Origin of the sequence: Microbispora sp. NBC_01389 (genome assembly GCF_045040095.1) — a bacterium.
GTDB lineage: Bacteria > Actinomycetota > Actinomycetes > Streptosporangiales > Streptosporangiaceae > Microbispora.
This window is the reverse complement of sequence record NZ_CP109552.1, coordinates 3920223-3938397: the sequence shown is the minus strand read 5'-3', so window position 1 is coordinate 3938397 and position 18175 is coordinate 3920223. Positions and strand designations below refer to the sequence as shown.

At 72.2% G+C, this 18175-nt stretch carries 15 protein-coding genes; 6 read left to right on the top strand and 9 right to left on the bottom strand.

Features of this window, described 5'->3' with window-relative positions; all coding sequences use genetic code 11:
• Positions 1-83: 83 nt before the first annotated feature.
• The 3 genes from OG344_RS17715 to OG344_RS17705 form a co-directional block, all read right to left on the bottom strand.
• Positions 84-1493, bottom strand: coding sequence for an NAD-dependent malic enzyme (locus OG344_RS17715; RefSeq protein WP_405084062.1), 1410 nt, complete (start codon positions 1491-1493; stop codon positions 84-86).
• Positions 1494-1746: 253 nt separating this feature from the next.
• On the bottom strand, positions 1747-2664 hold the full coding sequence (locus OG344_RS17710) for a co-chaperone YbbN (protein WP_405084061.1): 918 nt from the start codon (positions 2662-2664) through the stop codon (positions 1747-1749).
• A 68-nt stretch (positions 2665-2732) separates the two neighbouring features.
• Positions 2733-4457 (bottom strand): methylmalonyl-CoA mutase, encoded by a 1725-nt coding sequence (locus OG344_RS17705; protein WP_405084060.1) that lies wholly within the window; start codon positions 4455-4457, stop codon positions 2733-2735.
• A gap of 210 nt (positions 4458-4667) precedes the next feature.
• On the opposite strand from OG344_RS17705, the gene OG344_RS17700 reads away from it, so the two are divergent.
• Positions 4668-6395, top strand: coding sequence for a S8 family serine peptidase (locus tag OG344_RS17700; protein WP_405084059.1), 1728 nt, complete (start codon positions 4668-4670; stop codon positions 6393-6395).
• A 151-nt stretch (positions 6396-6546) separates the two neighbouring features.
• On the opposite strand, the gene OG344_RS17695 is transcribed toward OG344_RS17700, so the two are convergent.
• Positions 6547-7059 carry a MarR family transcriptional regulator gene (locus tag OG344_RS17695; protein ID WP_327044393.1) on the bottom strand — a complete coding sequence of 171 codons (513 nt, stop codon included), beginning with the start codon at positions 7057-7059 and terminating at the stop codon, positions 6547-6549.
• Positions 7060-7514: 455 nt separating this feature from the next.
• Between OG344_RS17695 and OG344_RS17690 the strand changes: the two genes are divergently transcribed.
• Both OG344_RS17690 and OG344_RS17685 read left to right on the top strand, forming a co-directional pair.
• Complete coding sequence (locus tag OG344_RS17690) at positions 7515-9461, top strand: hypothetical protein (RefSeq protein WP_405084058.1); 1947 nt, start codon at positions 7515-7517, stop codon at positions 9459-9461.
• A gap of 223 nt (positions 9462-9684) precedes the next feature.
• Complete coding sequence (locus OG344_RS17685; protein WP_405084057.1) at positions 9685-10416, top strand: DUF4230 domain-containing protein; 732 nt, start codon at positions 9685-9687, stop codon at positions 10414-10416.
• A gap of 11 nt (positions 10417-10427) precedes the next feature.
• On the opposite strand, the gene meaB is transcribed toward OG344_RS17685, so the two are convergent.
• A complete protein-coding gene (gene meaB / locus OG344_RS17680) occupies positions 10428-11477 on the bottom strand; it encodes a methylmalonyl Co-A mutase-associated GTPase MeaB (RefSeq protein ID WP_405089111.1) in 1050 nt (349 codons plus the stop codon).
• An 18-nt stretch (positions 11478-11495) separates the two neighbouring features.
• Positions 11496-12689 (bottom strand): acetyl-CoA C-acetyltransferase, encoded by a 1194-nt coding sequence (locus tag OG344_RS17675; RefSeq protein WP_327044389.1) that lies wholly within the window; start codon positions 12687-12689, stop codon positions 11496-11498.
• A gap of 94 nt (positions 12690-12783) precedes the next feature.
• Here OG344_RS17675 and mce point away from each other — a divergent pair, with 94 nt between their 5' ends.
• Entirely contained in the window at positions 12784-13206 is a 423-nt protein-coding gene (mce, locus tag OG344_RS17670) for a methylmalonyl-CoA epimerase (RefSeq protein ID WP_327044388.1), read from the top strand.
• A 184-nt stretch (positions 13207-13390) separates the two neighbouring features.
• The gene (locus tag OG344_RS17665; protein WP_327044387.1) at positions 13391-14692 is read left to right on the top strand and encodes a DivIVA domain-containing protein; all 1302 of its coding nucleotides are present in this window, start codon (positions 13391-13393) and stop codon (positions 14690-14692) included.
• 230 nt (positions 14693-14922) lie between these two features.
• Here the strand turns inward: OG344_RS17665 and OG344_RS17660 are convergent, their stop codons facing one another.
• From OG344_RS17660 to OG344_RS17650, 3 genes are all read right to left on the bottom strand, one after another.
• Positions 14923-15693, bottom strand: coding sequence for an alpha/beta fold hydrolase (locus tag OG344_RS17660; RefSeq protein ID WP_405084056.1), 771 nt, complete (start codon positions 15691-15693; stop codon positions 14923-14925).
• 136 nt (positions 15694-15829) lie between these two features.
• Positions 15830-16534, bottom strand: coding sequence for an alpha/beta hydrolase (locus tag OG344_RS17655; protein ID WP_405084055.1), 705 nt, complete (start codon positions 16532-16534; stop codon positions 15830-15832).
• Between the two features lie 21 nt (positions 16535-16555).
• Positions 16556-16873 (bottom strand): ATP/GTP-binding protein, encoded by a 318-nt coding sequence (locus OG344_RS17650; protein ID WP_405084054.1) that lies wholly within the window; start codon positions 16871-16873, stop codon positions 16556-16558.
• Positions 16874-17079: 206 nt separating this feature from the next.
• Between OG344_RS17650 and nucS the strand changes: the two genes are divergently transcribed.
• Positions 17080-17754, top strand: coding sequence for an endonuclease NucS (gene nucS, locus OG344_RS17645; RefSeq protein WP_405084053.1), 675 nt, complete (start codon positions 17080-17082; stop codon positions 17752-17754).
• Positions 17755-18175 lie beyond the last annotated feature (421 nt).

Genomic DNA, 18175 nt, shown 5'->3' with positions numbered 1-18175 from the left:
CGGTTTGCCGCGGCAGGTGACCCGCCGCGACCGAAGCGTCGCCGTGGGTGCCGGCCGCCGGGTGCCGAGTGTGCCGGGCGCGGTCAGGCCTCCGTGAAGCCGCGCGGCCGGCCCCCGGCCGACTCCCGTACGGCGGCCGCCACCGCGTTGGCCACGTCGGGGTGAAAGACGCTGGGGATGATGTAGTTGGGCCCGAGTTCCTCGGGGCTCACCACCGCGGCCAGCGCGCGGGCCGCGGCGAGCAGCATCTCCGGGGTCACACCGTCCGCCTGCGCGTCGAGCAGCCCGCGGAACACGCCCGGGAACGCCAGCACGTTGTTGATCTGGTTGGGATAGTCGGACCGGCCGGTCGCCACGACCGCCGCGTGCTCGCGGGCGTCGTCCGGGGAGACCTCGGGCTCGGGGTTGGCCAGCGCGAACACCACCGCGTCCCGCGCCATCGTCGCGACGTCGTCCCCGGTGAGAATCCCGGGGGCGGAGACGCCGACGAAGACGTCGGCGCCCTTGACCGCGCCGCGCAGGTCGCCGCCGTACCCCTCGGCGTTGGTGTGCTCGGCGATCCACCGCAGCGAGTCGTCGAGGTCGTCGCGCCCGAGGTGGACCGCGCCCCGGTAGTCGCAGACGACGACGTTGCGCGCTCCTGCGGCCAGCAGCAGGCGCAGCACCGCGGTGCCCGCCGCGCCCGCCCCGGCCATCGCGATCCGCACCTCGGAGATCTCCTTGCGGACCACCTTCAGCGCGTTCGTCAGCGCGGCGAGCACGCAGATGGCGGTGCCGTGCTGGTCGTCGTGGAAGACCGGGATGTCGAGCAGCTCGCGCAGCCGCCGCTCGACCTCGAAACAGCGCGGCGCGGAGATGTCCTCCAGGTTGATGCCGCCGAACCCCGGCGCGATGGCCCGCACGGTCGCGACGATCTCGTCCACGTCCTGGGTGTCGAGGCAGATGGGCCAGGCGTCGATGCCGGCGAACCGCTTGAACAGGGCGGCCTTGCCCTCCATCACCGGCAGCGCGGCGGCGGGGCCGATGTTGCCGAGCCCGAGGACGGCGGAGCCGTCGGTGACGACCGCGACCGAGTTGCGCTTGATGGTGAGGCGGCGGGCGTCCTCCGGATTGCGCGCGATCGCCAGGCTGACCCGCGCCACCCCGGGGGTGTAGGCCATCGACAGCTCGTCGCGGTTGCGCAGGGGAACCTTCGACTGCATCTCGATCTTGCCGCCGAGGTGCATGAGGAAGGTGCGGTCGGAGACCTTGTGGATGGCCACGTCCTCGACCGCGCCGAGGCTGTCCACGATCGCCTGGACGTGGTCGGCGTCCTTCGCCGCGCACGTCACGTCGATGCGGAGCTTCTCGTGCCCGGCGTTGGTCACGTCGAGGGCGGTCACCACGCCGCCCGCGTTCTCCACCGCGTGGGTCAGCAGGCTGACGGCCTTGCCTCCCGCGGGCACCTCGAGGCGCACAGTGATCGAGTAGGAAACGCTGGGCACGGTGGCCACGTCTATCCGCTCCTTTGCGGGGGTGGTGCCTGGCCGCGCCCGCCCGGCTGCTCCCCTGGGCGCGGCCTCCGCGTGGCGGTCACGCTCTCGCACCCCGGCGTGGGCGGCACTTGAGTGTTATCCATCGTGCCATCTCCGGCCGGGTGTTTCAGCCCGCCGCCCGGTGTCGCCTCTGGGCCGCCTCTGGGCCGCACGCGGCGAGAACGGGACGGCGCCCGGAGCCGCCGTCCCGCCGGGGAACCCGGAACGGCTCTCAGAACAGGGCGTTGGCGAGGGCCCTGCGCGACCGTACGACCGAGGGGTCGTCGGCGGGCAGCGCGTCGAACAGCCCGAGCAGGTGCACCCGGACCCGGTCCCGGTCACCGCCGCGCGTGCGCCGCACGAGCCCGATGAGCCGGTCGTACGCCTCGTCCACCCGCCCGCTCACCATTTCGAGGTCGGCGGCCTGGAGTTGGAGGTCGACGTCCTCGGAGGCGTCCGCCGCTCGCCCGAACACGTCGGCCTCGTCGAGGTCCTGCGTGCGCCGCAGCAGGCCGACCCCGGCGAGCCCGATCTTCGCGCCCTCGTCCGAGGGCGACCTGGCCAGCAGGCGCTCGTAGGCGGCGGCCGCCGCGTCCAGGTCGCCCTTCTCGACGGCCTGCTCCGCCCGCAGGAGCTCGGGGTCGACCGGCGGCTCGTCCGCCGCGTCCGCGTCCCCGTCCGCGCCCGCCTCGACGCCGAGCTGCTCGAACACCTGCGAGAGCGCCTGCCGGAGCTGCGCCTCCGGCAGCGGGCCCTCGAACAGGGGCATGAGCTGCCCTTGGAAGGCCAGATAGACGGTGGGCACCGCGCGCATCCGCAGCGCCTGGGCGAGCTGCGGCTCGGCCTCCACGTCGACGCGGGCCAGCAGCCACGCGCCCGCCGCCTCCGCGGCCAGCTTTTCCATCACCTCGCTGAACTGCTGCACCTGCTCGGCCCGGCGCATCGTCGCCTCGACGATCACGGGCACGCTCAGCGAGCGCTCCACCACCTCGGCGTTGAAGGTGGCCGAGGTCACCTCGATGACGGCCGCCGAGGCGGCTCCGGGCGGTCCGGCGGCCTCGCGCCGTGCCTGGGCGTCGAGGGCCTGCTTGCGCGCGCCGAGGTCCACGGCGCCGTAGAGCGATCCAGGTCGAGAGAACTCCGCTGCCATACCCCCAATCCTGCCGTACTCTTCCGCGTGATCCGTGCCATCCCCGCCGCCTTCCTCCGCGATCGCGGTCAAAAGGCGGCGGGCTCGGAGTAGGTGCCCCACTCCTCGCGCAGGACGTCGCAGATCTCGCCCAGGGTGGCCTCGGCCCTGGCCGCCTCCAGCATCGGCGGGATCATGTTCTCGGCCGTCCTCGACGCGCTCCGCAGGGCGGCCAGCGCCGCGTCCACCGCCTTCCGGTCGCGCGCCGCGCGCCGTTCGGCGAGGACCCGCCGCTGCTCGGCCTCGACCTCGTGGCTGATCCGGAGGATCTCCAGCGGCTCCTCCGCGGTCGAGGTGTGGCAGTTGACGCCGACGATCCGCTTGTCGCCCTTCTCCAGCTTGCGCTGGTAGTCGAAGGCCGACTCGGCGATCTCCGACATGAACCAGCCGTCCTCGATGCCCCGCAGGATGCCGGCGGTCATCGTGCCGCCGCCGCCCATCTCCCGGATCCTCGCGAAGATCTCCTCCGCCTCGGCCTCCAGCCGGTCGGTCAGCGCCTCCACGTACCAGGAGCCGCCGAGCGGGTCGACCACGTTGACGACCTCGGTCTCCTCCATGATCACCTGCTGGGTGCGCAGCGCGATCTCGGCGGCCTTCTCCGACGGCAGCGCGAGCACCTCGTCCAGCGCGTTGGTGTGCAGCGAGTTGGTGCCGCCGAGCACCGCCGCCAGCGCCTCGACGGCCGTACGCACGATGTTGTTGTCCGGCTGCTGCGCGGTCAGCGACACCCCGGCCGTCTGGGTGTGGAAGCGCAGCCACTGCGCCTTCTCCGTACGGGCGCCGTACACGTCGCGCATCCAGCGGGCCCAGATGCGGCGCGCGGCGCGGAACTTGGCGATCTCCTCGAAGAAGTCGATGTGCGCGTCGAAGAAGAAGGAGAGCCCCGGGGCGAAGACGTCCACGTCGAGTCCGCGCGACAGGCCGAGCTCGACGTAGCCGAACCCGTCGGCGAGCGTGAAGGCCAGCTCCTGCGCGGCCGTGGACCCGGCCTCGCGGATGTGGTAGCCCGAGACCGACAGCGGCTTGTACGCGGGGATCTCGGCGGCGCAGAACTCCATGAGGTCGCCGATCAGCCGCAGATGCGGCTCCGGGGCGAACAGCCACTCCTTCTGCGCGATGTACTCCTTGAAGATGTCCGTCTGGAGCGTGCCGTTGAGCTTCCCCACCGGCACGCCCTGCCGCTCGGCCGCGACCACGTACATGCAGAAGATCGGCACGGCCGGCCCGCTGATGGTCATCGACGTGGTGACCTCGCCGAGCGGGATCCCGTCGAACAGCAGGTCCATGTCGAGGGCCGAGTCGACCGCGACGCCGCAGTGGCCCACCTCGCCGAGCGCGCGCGGGTCGTCGGAGTCGCGGCCCATCAGGGTCGGCATGTCGAACGCCACCGACAGGCCGCCGCCCCCGGCGCCGAGGATCATCTTGTAGCGCTCGTTGGTCTGCCGGGCGTTGCCGAACCCGGCGAACTGCCGGATCGTCCAGGGCCGGCCACGGTAGCCGGTGGCGTACAGGCCGCGGGTGAAGGGGAACTCCCCCGGCCAGCCGATGCGCCCGAACCCGGGGTCCGTGCCGGGCGGACCGTAGACAGGGTCCACCTCCAGCCCCGACAGGGTCCGGAACTCGCGGTCGCGCTTGAATGCGGCGTCGTACCGCGCCTGCCAGCGGGCCCGGCCGGCCTCGATCGGCTCCGCCCCCGTGCCGGCGCCTGTCCCGGCTCCCGCGTTCCCTGTGGCGCTCGTCGGATCCGGCTGCATGGGTCCTCCCCGGTCGTCGCTCCTCTCCGAATACTAGGACGTCCTAGTAATCGGAGCCACCCCTGCCCTATCGGCTGGGACCCCCTTCCTGACTCCTCGCTTCGACCAAGGTCACGTCACACGTTGGTCGCGAAATTCCACAGGGCTTTGACAGCTCGCGGAAATCTTCAAATATGGTCACCGCCCTTGAAGGTGCACACGGAGGTGGATGTGAACCGCTTGACAGTCGTCGCCGCGACCGCGGCGATGGTGGCGGCAACCCTCGCCGTACCCGCGCAGGCCGTACCGACGGCCACCGGATCGGTGACGCAGACCGAATACGTGGTGTTGTACAAGGAAGGCACGTCCGCGGCGGACGCCCAGAAGGCGATCGAGGCCGCGGGAGGCACCGTGGTGAAGGTGAACACCGAGGTCGGCGTGGCCACGGTCAGCAGCACGAACGCCGGCTTCGCCACGGCCCTCGCCGGGGCCGCGGCCATCGAGGGCGTCGCGCCCAACCGGGTGATCGGCAGCGCGCCCGACGACGCCAAGGCGTCCGCCGCGCGGAAGGCCCCCTCGCGGGCGGCCAGGAACCGGGGCGTCGAGAGGGAGGGCCGGGGCGGCAAGGGTCCCAAGTGGGGGCGCAACGTCAAGGACGAGCCGCTCGCCGACCTGCAGTGGGACATGAAGCAGATCCACGCGGACGAGGCGCACAGGTACGAGCAGGGCGACAAGGGCGTCCTCGTCGGCATCCTCGACACCGGCGTCGACGGCTCGCACCCCGACATCGCGCCCAACTTCGACCGCAGGCTGAGCCGGAACTTCACCGTCGACGTGCCCGCGGACGCCAACGGCAACGAGATCGACGGGCCGTGTGAGGACGACCCCGACGGGTCCTGCACCGACCCGAACGACGTGGACGAGGACGGCCACGGCACCCACGTCGCCTCGTCGATCGCCGCGCCCATCAACAAGCTGGGCATCTCCGGCGTCGCACCCAAGGTGACGATCGTGAACCTGCGGGCCGGCCAGGACTCGGGCTACTTCTTCCTCCAGCCGACCGTCGACGCCCTCACCTACGCGGGCGACATCGGCGTCGACGTGGTCAACATGAGCTACTACATCGACCCGTGGCTGTTCAACTGCGCCGACAACCCGGCCGACAGCCCCGAGGAGCAGGCGCAGCAGCGGCTCTACATCGCCGCCACCCAGCGGGCGATCAACTATGCGCACGCGCACGGGGTGACGCTGGTCGCCGCGGCCGGCAACGAGGCGATCGACTACACCAGGACCAACGTCGACTCGGTCAGCCCCGACTACGCCACCTTCCCCGGCCAGGCGGTCAGGACCCGGACCATCCCCGCGTCCTGCGTCTCGCTGCCGGCCGAGGCCGAGCATGTGATCTCGGTGTCCTCCACCGGCATCAGCAAGCGGAAGGCCTACTACTCCAGCTACGGCAACGGCTACATCGACGTGGCCTCGCCCGGCGGCGACGTCTACGACACCCCCGGCAACACGCGGGACGTCGGCAAGGCCACCCTGTCCGCGTACCCCAAGGCGCTGGCCCTGGCCAACGGCGAGATCGACGCGAACGGCGACCCCACGGTCGACTACGTGGTGAAGGACTGCAAGGGCTCGACCTGCGCCTACTACCAGTACCTGCAGGGCACCTCGATGGCCTCGCCGCGCGCGGCCGGCGTCGCGGCGCTCATCGTCAGCCGGTACGGCCAGCGTGACCGCTTCCGCGGCGGCCTGACCATGGACCCGGACAGGGTCGAGGCCATCCTCAAGGGCACGGCGACCAAGGCGGCCTGCCCGAACCCGCCCGCCTACACCTACACCCGCAACCTGCCGAGCGGCACCACGGTGACGACCACGCACGTCTGCGAGGGCACCGCGGCCGGCAACGGCTTCTACGGCAAGGGCATCGTCGACGCCCTCCACGCCGTCGGCCGCTGACGACCGCGGATCGGCGGCGCGCCCGTGAACACGCGGGCGCGCCACCGGTCCGCCCTTCCGGGCCCCGGCCGCGCGACAGCGGCCGGGGCCCCTTCACGTCGGGGGCCCGTTCACGTCGGGGGGCCGGGAACGGGAGGCAGGAGCCGGGGGGTCAGGGGCCGAAATCGCCCGCCGCGACCCGGAGCGTCCGGAGCAGGCCGAACATCTCGCCCAGTTCGGCGTCGTCGTACATGCCCAGGCCGAAACCGGCGTTCATCAGGTCGTCCGTGGCCCGCCGTACGATGTCCCGGCCCTCAGCGGTGATCTCGGCGAGCACCCCGCGGCCGTCGCGCGGGTTGCGCATGCGCCGCACCAGCCCGGCGCGCTCCAGCCGGTCGACCGTGTTGGTGACGCTCGTGGGATGCACCATCAGCCGCTCGCCGATCTTCGACAACGGCAGCGCCCCCGACCTGCTGAACGTCAGCAGCACGAGCGCCTCGTACCTGGCGAAGGTCAGGTCGTAGGGCTTGAGCAGCGTGTCCAGTTGCGCCAGCAGGATCTGATGGGCTCTCATGATCGAAGTCACGGCGGCCATGGCGGACGACGGCCCGAACGTCGCGCGCCAGGTCTCGGCGGCCCTCTCGATCGGGTCGAACGGGAGCTTGAGCGGCCGGGAACCGGTCACGGGCGATGGCTCTGAGCTGGGCGGAACGGACACAGCGATATACGGTAGCGCGGCTCCGGCCTTGATCGTCCAGGGCGGCCCAGCGTAACCGGACCGAGTCCTTGACCCCAGAACTCCTCCCGGCAGGGTCACGCTCCGTTATGGTTGCCACGTCGAAAGGTGAGGCGGCGGCAAACCCGGCGGCACGGGGAACCCCGTCTGCTACCGGGTGTCACAGGATCTCGCCGCAGGGGAAGCGGCCGGTCGTCGGCCGGCCGCGGCGGACAACGGGATCCGGGGACACCCGCACGGAGCAGGCGAGGCGAGGCCGGCCGGAGGATCAGCGCCACGGGGAACGGCGCGGGTCCGCACACCGCTCACACAGACACGGGGGAGATTCTCAATGGGCAGCACTGCTGTCCCGGCGCCGCATGCGCGCCGGACTTCGACGGCGTGGCCGGTGGCCGCGCCCGGCTGTGGGTGAGCACAGGGGCGGTTCACGCGGAGAGCTGAAACACGGCGCGCTGGTCGCGGGGACCGTGCTGCTCGTGCTCGGGCTCGTCGCCGCGTGGAGCGTCCTTATTCCCGGTTTCATGGACTGGGACGAGATAGTGGCGGCCGTCATCGGCTCGCTGCGGCTGACAGGGCCGGTCGGCGCCGCGTTCGCGGCGTGGGTGGCGCTGCGCAGGCGCCGCGCCGAGCGCGGCCGCGTCCTGACGCCCTGGCGGGCCGCCAGGGCGCCGTTGTCGATCATCGCGGTCGTGACCGGGTCGTTCGGGGCGACCGTCCTGCTGCTCGGCCTGCGCGCCGCGCTGACCGGGCAGGGCGGCGCGCTGCTGCCCGGCGGCCTCGCCATGTCCGTCGCGGGCCTGGGGCTGTACGTGATGGTCGGCTGGATACTGGGCTGGATACTGCCGGTCACCGTCGTCCCGCTGCTCGCGGGAGCGGGCACGTACGGCGTCTTCACCCTGCTGGCGACCGGGCCCGGCTGGGCCGGCCGGCTCATCCCCGCCGCCCGGCAGCCGTACGAGTTGCTCGCGGCCGGCGAGACCGCCTACGCGGACCAGGCGCTCTGGCTGGTGGGGCTCAGCGCCGCGCTGTTCCTCGGGTGGGTCGCCCTGGTGACCGGACGGACGCTGGCGCTGGCCGCCGCGGCGATCGCCGTCCTCGCGGCGGGGACGGGCGCGGCCCGGCTGGTGAGCGAGCCGCGGACCACGCTGGCGAGTGAACGCTACGCCTGCCAGGAGTGGCCTATCACCGTGTGCGTGCGTCCGGCGCTGCGCGCGGGGCTGACCGACCTCGCGGGCATGTTCACCATGCTCGCGGCGCGGCTGGCCGGGACCCCGGCCGCCTTCAAACGGGTCGAGCAGCGCGCGCCCGGCGAGGGCGGGCCGGCGGCGCCGGGAGTCGTGGTCGTCCACCTCGGCGATCTCGGCGCCGGATACGCCCAGCGGGCCGCCACCGAGTTCCTCGACGGGCTGGCCCGCCCCTGCTCCGAAGTGGCCGCGGAGGGCTACCGGGCGATCGTCGTCGCCTGGCTGCGCAACGATCCGCTGCCTCCCGGAGAGCTTCCGGAGCAGCACGCCGCCGCCCTGTGGTTCTCGGAACTGACCGATGCCCAGCGGCACGACTGGCTGCGGCTGTTCTACTCCGACTTCGTCTCCTGCGGCCTGCAGGCCAGGCACTTCGGTGGGGGCACCCGGCCGGTGAACCCCGCGGTGACTCCTTATCCCGTCGATCCCACCCCGGCGGATCCGGCCGGGCACGCCGGGGCGACGCCGTCCGCCGGTGCGCCCGTCCCCACAGGCGAACCGGGAGCCCCTGGCACAGGTCCGGTCGGTGCGGGCCCTGCGGACGGCGCCGCCGGATCCACCCGCCCGCGGCCCGGCCCCTGGAACGGAGGCTCCGCCACCGAAGGCGCGCAGCCAGGCCTCCCAGGGGACACCGCCTCCGGGCGGCAGGGGCGGACGCACGACGGAATACGGAACGAGAGGGGTCCCGGCGGGCGGCGAGCCGACGTCATCGGGGCCGACGTCATCGGGGCCGACGGACAGGCAGGAGGCGGACAGGCAGGAGGAGGGCACGGAACGGGCGACTCGCCGGGCCGCGCCCCTGGGCGCGGCGAGCGACGCGGCGTGGCGGAACGCGGCCCTGGCCCCGGTCCCGGCCCCGGCCGTGGCGACCGGCGCACAGGCGACGACTCCGGCCGCGGCATCGGCGGCCGCGACACGGGCACCCGTGGCATGGGCGGCCGCGACACAGACACCCGTGACACCGGCGGACACGACACCGGCGGTCGCGACACCGGCGGTCGCGACACCGGCGGTCGCGACACCGGCGGTCGCGACACCGGCGGTCGCGACACAGCGCAGGACGCTCCCCAGGTGACGGACGTGCCCGCCGCCCTCCTGGGACCCTCCTGATTCCGGCCCGGCTCCGGTCCCGGCTCCGGCCCGGCTCCGGCCTGGCTGCGGCCTGACTGCGGCCTGGCTCCGGGGGGCGAAGCCGCCTGATCGCCGCACGGTCAGGCGGCTCGTCCCGGTTGGGGCGGGCCGAAGACGGGGTTTTGGAGAGCCGAAGACCGGCGAAAAGAGGGATTGATCTTGCCGCGCGTGAGATCGCCGAAATACCGGGAAGATTCCACCCGTGGACCGAAAGACACGTCCCTCCTTCGCGCCGGCCGACGCCGGCCCCGGGGCAGACTCCGCCACCGACGCCACGACGGGCGCCGGGATACCCGCCCGCCGCCGGGGGCGCGGCTGGTGGGTGCTCGCCGGTCTGCTCCTCGTGATCGCTCTGCTCGTGGTCGGCGCCCGCCTGACCTGGTCCTGGATCGACCCGCTGGGCGACCAGACCATCGACAGGAGCGGGCCCGCGCTGCTGCGGTCGATGCAGAACCTGAGCCGCTTCGAGGCCGCGACCGGCGAGTTCCAGGTCATCGTCGATCTGGAGAAGGACGCGAAGTTCCTGCCCGACGCCATCAAGGGCAGCCGGACGCTGTTCGTCGGAGCCGGCAGCGTCGACGCGTACGTGGAGTTCTCGGGCCTGCCGAAGGACGCGCTCACGGTCTCTCCCGACCGCACGGCGGTGACCGTACGGCTGCCGCACGCCGAGCTGGAGAAGCCGAACCTCGACAACAAGCGGTCCTACGTGTTCGCGCAGGAACGGGGCATCTTCGACCGCATCTCCGACCTGCTGTCGTCGTCGCCGCAGAACCAGCAGGAGCTGTACGTCCTGGCCGAACGCAAGATCGGGGACGCCGCCGCCGCCGGCGACCTGCGCTCCAGGGCCGACCAGAACACCAAGGCCATGCTGGAGGGCATGCTGAAGTCGCTCGGCTTCACCACCGTCACGATCAAGTACACCGGCGAACCCTGACCCGTACTGCCCTACTGTCGGCGCAGCGCGGCGAGGAGGTCGTCGGCGGCGGTGTAGGGGTCGGTCCCCGCGTCGAGCAGCCGCGCGGCCAGCGCGTCCAGGCGGTCGCCGTGCAGCCCGGCGAAGCGGGAGCGGAGCCCGGCGAGCGCGATGGCCTCGATCTCGTCGCGGGCGCGGGCCAGCCGCCGCCTGCGCCCCTCGCCCGACTCGTCCAGGTACGCCTGGTGCTTGTCGAGTGCGGCCGTCAGATCGTCGGCGCCCTCTTCCCTGGACGCGACCGTCGTGACGATCGGGGGACGCCACGGCGGCTCGGCGAGCCCCGTCATGTTCCGCAGCTCGCGCACCGTCGCCTGGGCGCCGTCCCGGTCGGCCTTGTTCACCACCAGCACGTCGGCGACCTCCAGGATGCCCGCCTTCGCGGCCTGCACGCCGTCACCCATGCCGGGGGCGAGGATGACGACGGTGGTGTCCGCCAGCCGGGCGACGTCCACCTCGGCCTGACCGACGCCGACCGTCTCGACGAGGATCACGTCGCAGCCGGCCGCCTCCAGCACCCGCAGCGCCTGCGGCGTGGCCCACGCGAGCCCGCCCAGGTGGCCCCGGCTGGACATGCTGCGGATGAAGACCTCCGGATCGGTCGCGTGCTCCTGCATCCGCACGCGGTCGCCGAGCAGCGCGCCGCCGGTGAACGGGCTGGACGGATCGACCGCCAGCACCCCCACCCTGCTGCCCCGTCTGCGGAACGCCCGGATGAGCGTGCCGGTCGAGGTCGACTTGCCGACGCCGGGGGCGCCGGTCAGGCCGATCACCCGGGCGGTGTACGGCCGGGCCGCGCCGGTGGCGAGGTCGGCCATGACCTCGCGCAGGACACGGTTGCCTCCCTGCGGCTCCGCCTCGCCCGCACCACCGGCACGCGCGGCGTTCCCAGTGGCATTCCCTGTGACGTTCCCTGTGACGTTCTCGGCGATGTTCTCCGCGGCGTTCTCGACGAGCGAGATCAGCCGGGCCACCGCCCTCGGCCGTCCCAGCCGCACCTGGGCGGCCAGCTCCCGGACGTCCACGTTCACTCCGTTCCCCGGTCAGGCCCCGGGCGCGGGCACCCGGATGATCAGTGCGTCGCCCTGGCCGCCGCCGCCGCACAGCCCGGCCGCGCCGAGGCCGCCGCCACGCCTGCGCAGCTCGTGGGCCAGGGTCAGCACGATGCGGGCGCCGGACGCGCCGATCGGGTGGCCGAGCGCGATGCCGCCGCCGTTGACGTTGACCTTGTCGAGCGGGACGCCGAGCTCCTTCGCCGACTGCAGCACGACCTGGGCGAACGCCTCGTTGATCTCCAGCAGGTCGAGGTCGTCCACGCCGATCCCCTGCTTGGCCAGCGCCTGGCTGATCGCGTTGGCGGGCTGCGACTGGAGCGAGTTGTCCGGCCCGGCCACGTTGCCGTGCGCGCCGATCTCGGCCAGCCACTCGAGGCCCAGCTCCTCGGCCCTGGCCCGCGACATCACGACCACGGCGACGGCGCCGTCGGAGATCTGCGAGGCGGACCCGGCCGTGATCGTGCCGTCCTCGGTGAACGCCGGCCGCAGCTTCGCCAGGGCCTCCGGCGTGGTGTCCCCTCGGATGCCCTCGTCGGCCGAGAACAGGACCGGCTCCCCCCTTCGCCGCGGCAGCGCGACCGGGACGATCTCGTCGTCGAACAGGCCCTTCTCGGTGGCCTCGGCGGCGCGCTGGTGCGAGCGCGCGGAGAAGGCGTCCTGCTCCTCGCGGGTCAGTCCGAGCCTCGCGTTGTGACGCTCGGTGGACTCCCCCATGGCGATCTGGTCGAAGGCGTCGGTCAGCCCGTCGTACGCCGTCGAGTCCAGGATCCCGGCGCCGCCGTACTTCACGCCCTTGCGCAGGCCGGGCAGCAGGTGCGGGGCGTTCGTCATCGACTCCATACCGCCCGCGACCACGACGTCGAACTCGCCCGCGCGGATGAGCTGGCCAGCCAGCGCGATCGCGTCCAGGCCCGAGAGGCAGACCTTGTTGATGGTGAGGGAGGGCACGGTCATGGGGATTCCGGCCTTCACCGCGGCCTGGCGGGAGGGGATCTGCCCGGCGCCCGCCTGGAGCACCTGACCCATGATCACGTACTGGACCTGGTCAGGGGAGACGCCCGCCCGCTCCAGCGCCGCCTTGATCGCAATTCCGCCGAGTTCGACGGCGGACAGGCCGGACAGTGAGCCGAGAAGGCGTCCGATGGGCGTGCGTGCTCCGGCGACGATGACGGAACCAGACATTTCGGGACCCTCCACTGCGAGATCGGGGCGACGGTGTCACCATACCCAGGAGTAGTTGGGTCGCCCTGATATGGGCGCGGCGAAGGGACCTGCGATGCTCCTGCGAATCGACCACGTGGGCGTGGCCTGTCACAACCTCGAAGAGAAGATCGAGTTCTACGAGTCGGTCTTCGGGCTGACCGTCGTCAGCCGGGAGGTGAACGAGGAGCAGGGCGTCCGGGAGGCGATGCTGCACGTCGCCGACGGCGACCAGGGTGCGTCGTACGTCCAGCTTCTCGAACCGCTGCACCCCGACACAGCCGTGGGCAGGTTCCTCGCCAAGCGGGGCGAGGGCGTGCATCATATCGGGTACGGCGTGGCGGACGTCACCAAAGCCCTGGAGGATATCGGAGCGAAGGGCGTGCGCCTGGTCGACGAGCGGCCCAGACACGGGTCGATGGGAGCTTCGATCGCGTTTCTGCATCCCAAGGACGTGGGAGGGGTTCTCACCGAGCTTGTGGAGTCGTCCAAGCGTTAAGTAAACGCAAGAAACGTTCATACGTAACAAGTAGCGCAGAAAGTCGGAGGGGGCCGCCAACGCGGCAGTACCGGAGTACGCTGGCGTTCATCACCGGACGTGGATGCCAATACCGGCTCCTCGCTTCGGAACCGACCCCCCCGTCCGGCCCCTGTAGCCGTCTCGACAACCAGGATCGAGCCTCATGCAGTCCGACATCGACGCCCAGCTCAACAACTTCTTCGAGGATGCCCCTTCCCGCGAATTCGACGTGGTGCTCCGGGGTTATGACCGGCACCAGGTCCACGACCACCTGAAGACGCTCGACACCGAACTGCGTCAGGCCAAGGAGCAGGTCAGCGGGCTTCAGCGGGAGCTCTCCGACTCCCAGCGCCAGCTCCAGGAGCAGGAGCGGCCCACCTACTCCGGTCTCGGCGCCCGTATCGAGCAGCTGCTGCGGCTGGCGGAGGAGCAGGCCACCGAGCTGGTGCAGGCGGCCAGGTCGGAGGCGAACGAGATCCGCGCCGCCGCCAAGGTGGACGCCGCCGACCTGCGGGCCGCGGCGGAGAACGAGGCGGCGGAGAAGCGGGCGCTGGCCACTCGCGAGGTCGAGGAGATGCGCAGCACCGCCGATCGCGACGCCGAGGAGATCCGCTCCACCGCACGGCGCGAGTCCGACGAGCTGACCGCGACGACCGAGCGCGAGGTCGCCAAGATCCGCGCCACCGCCGACCACGAGGTCGCCGAGAAGCGGGCCGACGCCGAGCGGGAGATCGCCAAGCTGCGCACCACGACCGAGCGTGAGGTCGCCCAGCTGCGGGCCTCGACCAAGCGCGAGCGCGACGAGGTGCTCACCACGGCCAAGCGCCAGGCGGACGAGATGCGGGCGCAGGCGCAGCGGATCCTTGAGGAGTCGGAGGCCAAGCGGGCCCAGGACGAGGCGGAGTTCGAGATCCAGCTCGCCGCCCGCCGCGAGGACGCCGAGCGCCAGGAGGCCGAGCGGCACGCCACCGCCCAGGCCAACACCCAGAAGCTGGTCGCCGAGGCCGAGCAGCGCGCCGCCACCGCCGAGCAGCGGGCCGCCAAGGCCACGCAGCAGGCCGAGCAGACCCGCCGCGAGGCCGACACCCACGCCAAGCAGCTGCTGGCCAACGCGCGCAAGAACGCGGACCAGCTCGTGGCGGAGGCCAAGACCAGCGCCGACACGATAGTGACCGACGCCAAGAACGAGGCCGAGCGCACCCGTACGGCGATGCAGCGCCAGGTGGACGAGCTCACCCGCCAGCGCGACAGCATCACCAGCCACCTCGCCCAGCTCCGTCAGCTGCTCGGCGGCGCCCCGCTGCCGGGCATGGAGGCGGAGCCGGCCCCGGTCACCGCGGCTCCGGCGAAGCCCGCCCTGTCGGCCGCTCCGCCCATCGCGGAAAAGCCGGTCGTGTCCGCCACGCCGGCGGAGCCGATCAGCTCGGCCAAGAGCGACGACGACTCGGAGTGGTGGCAGGAGTAGATCACCGGCGCGTTCGGGGAGTCCGCCGAGGCCGTTCAACGGCCGGGCGACAGTGACGGCTACGAGAACGGGGCCCGGCGATGATCGCCGGGTCCCGTTCCGCGTTACCAGGACGCCGCGTTACCAGGACGCCGCGTTACCAGGACGCCGCGTTACCAGGACGCCGCGTTACCAGGACGCCGCGCGACCCGCGCTTCGCGCGGGCCGACTTTCGCCCGAGCGGACGGCGATCAGGGCGCGAGGGATTTGACGAACTCGGCGACGACGCGGTTGAACGCGTCGGGCTGCTCGATGGCGGACAGGTGGCCCGCCTTCTCGATGACGGCGAGCCGCGCCTCAGGGACGGCCTCCGCAATCGCCCGCGCGTCCGCGAGCGGCGAGATCTCGTCCTCGTCGCCCACGACCACCAGTGCGGGCACCGTCAGGGACCGGAGCGTGCCGAACGCGTCGGGCCGGGCCGCTATCGCCCGCTGGGCCCAGGCGACCGCCGCGGGGGGCGCCGCCTGCATGAGCCCGCGGACCCTCCCGAGGACCATTCCCCTGCGCTCCCTGGTGGTCGCGCCGACCAGCGCGGGCAGCCCTTCGAGCAGGACGCCGGTGTCGCCCGCCAGGACGGCCGCGGCGATCCGCTCCCGGTTGGCCCGCACCGGCTCCGGGTCGGCCTGCGCCTTGGTGTCGGCGAGGATCACCCCGAGCACCCGGCCGGGATGGCGGCGGCACAGCGCCATGGTCACGTAACCGCCCATCGACTGGCCGCCGACCACCGCGCGGTCGACGCCCTCCTGGTCGAGCAGCCGCACCACGTCGTCGGCCATCGCGTCGACCGAGGGCTCGTCATCGCCGAGGAGCGTGCCGCCGAAGCCGCGCAGGTCGGGAGTGATCACCCGGCAGAAGGGCGCGAGTCCCTCCCGCTGGGCGAGCCACATCGCCGAGGACAGCGGAAACGCGTGGAGCAGGACGACAGGCAGGCCGCTTCCTGCGGATCGCGAGTAGAGCTGCATCAGCTCACGGTAACGCGCGGCACACCTCCGGCCGCCCTTCGTCACCGATTCGCGACCTGGTGCGACCACCCGCTCCGTACGGACGGCGGGCCCGCGCGGCGGCGCACGCGCGGGCGGCAGGTCACACGGGGGTGGGTCAAACGGTGGTGGGGAGCGGCGCGGCGGCGGGGTTCAGGCGCCTGACGACCTCGTCGAGCACGACCCGCACGTACGGCTCGCCGACCCACAGGTGCTTGGCTCCATCGACGCCGATGACCTCGGCCTGCGGCGCCGCGGCGAACCGCCGTGCGGCCTCCTCGGGGCGCAGGTAGTCGTCCAGCTCGGGAACGAGGGCCACCAGCGGGCGGCCGAACTCGCCCCAGGCGGCGACGTCCTCGTCCCCGGCCCGCTTCAGCGGCGGCGACAGCAGGATCGCGCCCCGCACGAGCGGGTCGCGGCCCCACCGCAACGCGAGCTCGGTGCCGAACGACCAGCCGAGCAGCCACGGGTTCGGCAGGTCGTGGAAGTCGGCGTACTCCAGGGCGGCGGCCACGTCCCACCTCTCCCCCTCGCCCTCGTCGAACGTCCCCTGCGAGGTGCCCCGGTCGGAGGTCGTGCCGCGCGTGTTGAAGCGCAGCACGGCGATGCCGGCCAGCGCGGGCAGCCGGTACGACGCCTTGCGCAGCACGTGGCTGTCCATCATGCCGCCGTGGGTGGGCAGGGGGTGCAGGCAGACCAGCGTGGCCGCGGGCGGCCCGGTCTCGGGCGTCGCCAGCTCGCCGACGAGGGTCAGCCCGTCCGCCGTCTGCAGCTCGATGTCCTCGCGCCGGGCCGGCAGCACCGTGGACGCCCTGATGTCCATTCCCACCTCGTATACGTCGTGTCAGTAGCGGCTGCGGCCCGGGCCCCGGTTGACCCGGTTGCGCCAGCACGCCGTGTGCCAGTGCCGCCGCTCGTCCTCTCCCCCGGACCACGCCGGCCAGCTCACCACGTGCGGCAGCCCAGGACCGATCTCCTGCTCGCAGCCCGGACACCGGTACGCCCTGCCCTGGATGGCCCCGGAGACGTTGCGGACGACCCATTCCCCGTCCGGCGCGCTCTCCACGCGGTCCACGCCCGGGACCGAGCCGCCGACCGGACGTGCCGCGCGGCCGTCCGGGCGTTCGAACGGGCCGCGGCGGCGGGCACGGCGGGGGCTCACGGCGGGCGTCCTTCCGGGGGAGTTCATGTCAGACGGAACGGGAGATCCCACCCCATTCTTCCAGCACCGGTAGGTCCTCGTACGCCGGGATGCCGGTCGCACCGGTCAGACCCTGCGGCGGGGCGGTCACGCGAACACGTCGCGCACCGGCGGACAGTGCCGGAGAACGGCTCCGGCTCTCCGGAAGCCCGATAAGGTTGACGCTCATGCGGCTGGTCATCGCGCGGTGCAGCGTCGATTACGTGGGGCGGCTGACGGCTCACCTTCCCATGGCGCCCCGGCTCGTCCTGATGAAGGCGGACGGAAGCGTGTCCATCCACGCCGACGACCGGGCGTTCAAGCCACTGAACTGGATGAACCCGCCCTGCAAGGTGCGCGAGGAGACGATCGACGGCGTGCTCACCTGGTCGGTGGTGCACGGCAAGACCGGCGAGAAGCTGGTGCTGACCATCGAGGAGGTCCTGCACGACTCCAGCCACGAGCTCGGCGTCGATCCGGGGCTGCGCAAGGACGGCGTCGAGGCGCACCTGCAGGAGCTGCTGGCCGAGCACATCACCACGCTCGGGGACGGCTGGACGCTGGTGCGCCGGGAGTACATGACCGCCATCGGGCCGGTGGACATCCTCTGCCGCGACCATCTCGGCGGCGCGGTGGCGGTGGAGATCAAACGGCGCGGCGACATCGACGGCGTGGAGCAGCTCACCCGCTATCTCGAACTGCTCAACCGCGACCCGCGCCTGGCGCCCGTGAAGGGAATCTTCGCCGCCCAGGAGATCAAGCCGCAGGCGCGCGTGCTCGCCGCCGACCGCGGCATCGACTGCGTCACACTCGACTACGACGGCCTGCGCGGCATCGAGCCGGAGAACCCCACGCTTTTCTAGACTCTTTCTAGAGCTTCCCGAGACCCTCCCCAGACCCTGCCAACAGAACCGGGGAGACCGGTGCCAGGATCCTCCGTGCCCCCACCCCGTCTCGCTCCGGGCCCGATAAGCCCAGGTAGGACGGATGAAGGGGCGGGTGACGGGGCTCGGTCCCGGCGCACATCCCCGCTCGGTACGCGGCGGGCCTCGGCCGCCGCTCGCCGCCGTGGTGACGACCGCCTCGCCCCCGCTCGGCCCGAAATCGCAGATGCAATTGCATCTGTACCGGTTCACACCTATTGCTAATAGTCGTGATGATTGATGCTTATGTCAAGCCATTCGGCCGGTTCAGCATGTTCCTGAATCAGCTAATTCCCAGCACTTCCACTAAAAGGATCTTGCGTTCATAATGGGGAGTTCTGGGGGACTATGAGAGCGTGAG

Excerpts from the sequence above, each read along its gene's own strand:
- OG344_RS17665 (WP_327044387.1), top strand. The coding sequence starts at position 13,391 with ATGCAGTCCGACATCGACGCCCAGCTCAACAACTTCTTCGAGGATGCC.
- mce (WP_327044388.1), top strand. The coding sequence starts at position 12,784 with ATGCTCCTGCGAATCGACCACGTGGGCGTGGCCTGTCACAACCTCGAA.
- OG344_RS17660 (WP_405084056.1), bottom strand. The coding sequence starts at position 15,693 with ATGCAGCTCTACTCGCGATCCGCAGGAAGCGGCCTGCCTGTCGTCCTG.
- OG344_RS17655 (WP_405084055.1), bottom strand. The coding sequence starts at position 16,534 with ATGGACATCAGGGCGTCCACGGTGCTGCCGGCCCGGCGCGAGGACATC.
- nucS (WP_405084053.1), top strand. The coding sequence starts at position 17,080 with ATGCGGCTGGTCATCGCGCGGTGCAGCGTCGATTACGTGGGGCGGCTG.
- OG344_RS17675 (WP_327044389.1), bottom strand. The coding sequence starts at position 12,689 with ATGTCTGGTTCCGTCATCGTCGCCGGAGCACGCACGCCCATCGGACGC.
- OG344_RS17710 (WP_405084061.1), bottom strand. The coding sequence starts at position 2,664 with ATGGCAGCGGAGTTCTCTCGACCTGGATCGCTCTACGGCGCCGTGGAC.
- OG344_RS17705 (WP_405084060.1), bottom strand. The coding sequence starts at position 4,457 with ATGCAGCCGGATCCGACGAGCGCCACAGGGAACGCGGGAGCCGGGACA.